The sequence below is a fragment of the Bradyrhizobium sp. Mp27 genome, from assembly GCF_029953005.1.
Taxonomy (GTDB): domain Bacteria; phylum Pseudomonadota; class Alphaproteobacteria; order Rhizobiales; family Xanthobacteraceae; genus Bradyrhizobium; species Bradyrhizobium barranii.
Genome location: NZ_JASAUS010000514.1, coordinates 1 through 1,224 on the forward strand (window position 1 = coordinate 1; position 1,224 = coordinate 1,224).

Annotated in this window: 1 protein-coding gene and 1 pseudogene; both read left to right on the top strand. The window is 66.1% G+C overall.

Features of this window, described 5'->3' with window-relative positions; genetic code table 11:
* Positions 1 to 132: 132 nt before the first annotated feature.
* Positions 133 to 240: pseudogene (locus QJT78_RS51410) on the top strand (DUF1403 family protein); the annotation flags it as partial.
* A gap of 1 nt (position 241) precedes the next feature.
* Positions 242 to 928, top strand: a complete 687-nt coding sequence (locus QJT78_RS51415) for an SMC-Scp complex subunit ScpB (protein ID WP_038946056.1) — start codon at positions 242 to 244, stop codon at positions 926 to 928.
* The last annotated feature ends 296 nt before the right edge of the window (positions 929 to 1,224 follow it).

Consider the following 1,224-nt stretch of genomic DNA (forward strand, 5'->3'; position numbering starts at 1 on the left):
GCGACAGTGCGCCGTTCGCGATCCCAGGACTTTGCCTTGTGGCGGGTCTCGGTATAGCCACGCAGAACCGGCAGGTTCTCGATGGCGCGTCGGGTGCGGATGTCGTCGGCGCCCCAGTCCGCCGGCCCCGGCAAGATGGCGAGCGATCGCAGCACACGGCGGCTGTTCGAGCGGCTGGTGTCGCTCGGTGCGGTGCGCGAGCTCACGGGACGGCCGACCTTTCGATTGTACGGGCTCTGAGATGGGACGGCGCGCGCGACCGAAAGAGAGCCTCGACACCGAGCTCACCGACCTGCCGCCGGCGCTGCGCTGGCGCGAATGGATGGGCCGGGTCGAGGCGGTGATCTTCGCCTCGCCCGCGCCGGTGACGCGCGAGGTGTTGGCGCGCGTCGTCGGCCGTGACTGCAGCATCGACCGTCTGATCGACGACATCCGTGACGAGCTGCGCGGCCGGCCCTACGAGCTCGTCGCGGTCGCCGGCGGCTGGCAGCACCGCACCCGAAGAAACTTCGCCGAGGCAATCCGGGCTGCGATCGGCGCCGGCAACGATGGCAAGGCTTTGTCGCAGACCGAAGCGCTGATCCTCGCCTGCATCGCCTATTACCAGCCGATCAATCGCAGCGAATTGTCATCCTTCTTCGGCAAGGAGGTCAGCCGCGATACCATCGCCCGTCTGCGCGCACTCGAGTTCATCGCTGCCGGGCCGCGCAGCCCGCAGCTAGGGGCCCCCTACACCTACGTGACGACAAAAGCGTTCCTGTCGCACTTCGGCCTGCAGACGCTGCGCGATCTTCCGGACATGGAGATGCTCGAGGAGGCCGGCCTGCTCAGCAAGGACAAAATGCTGGCGGGAGAGTTTCCTGTGCTGGCGTCGGACGAGGCCGACCAACTCGAGGCGGACCGAGACGAAGACGACGATGTGACTTGAATCGCTGCCGAGGAGTCTCCGACAATGCACTGACCGACGAGCAGTCGCCTCGTTTTCTGTGATCTCCTTGCGCTTCATGCGCAGCAACTACGCGAGTCGGCGCTCCTTACATGCATTGACGAGATATTTTCCCGGTGGGTTTGCCCTTGGGGCCGCGCTCGGGGGTCGCCTGACTGGCTCGCTCCCTTTCTCGTCAGCAGCGAAAGAGGCTGGTCCTTGAGCAGCTAAAGCGGCCGTAAGCAGTCGTAGCAGCGCCGGCCAGCGCATTGCGCTGCTGGCCGGACTCTGCCCGTCGG

Coding starts and splice junctions, on each gene's coding strand:
- QJT78_RS51415 (WP_038946056.1), top strand. CDS start 242: ATGGGACGGCGCGCGCGACCGAAAGAGAGCCTCGACACCGAGCTCACC.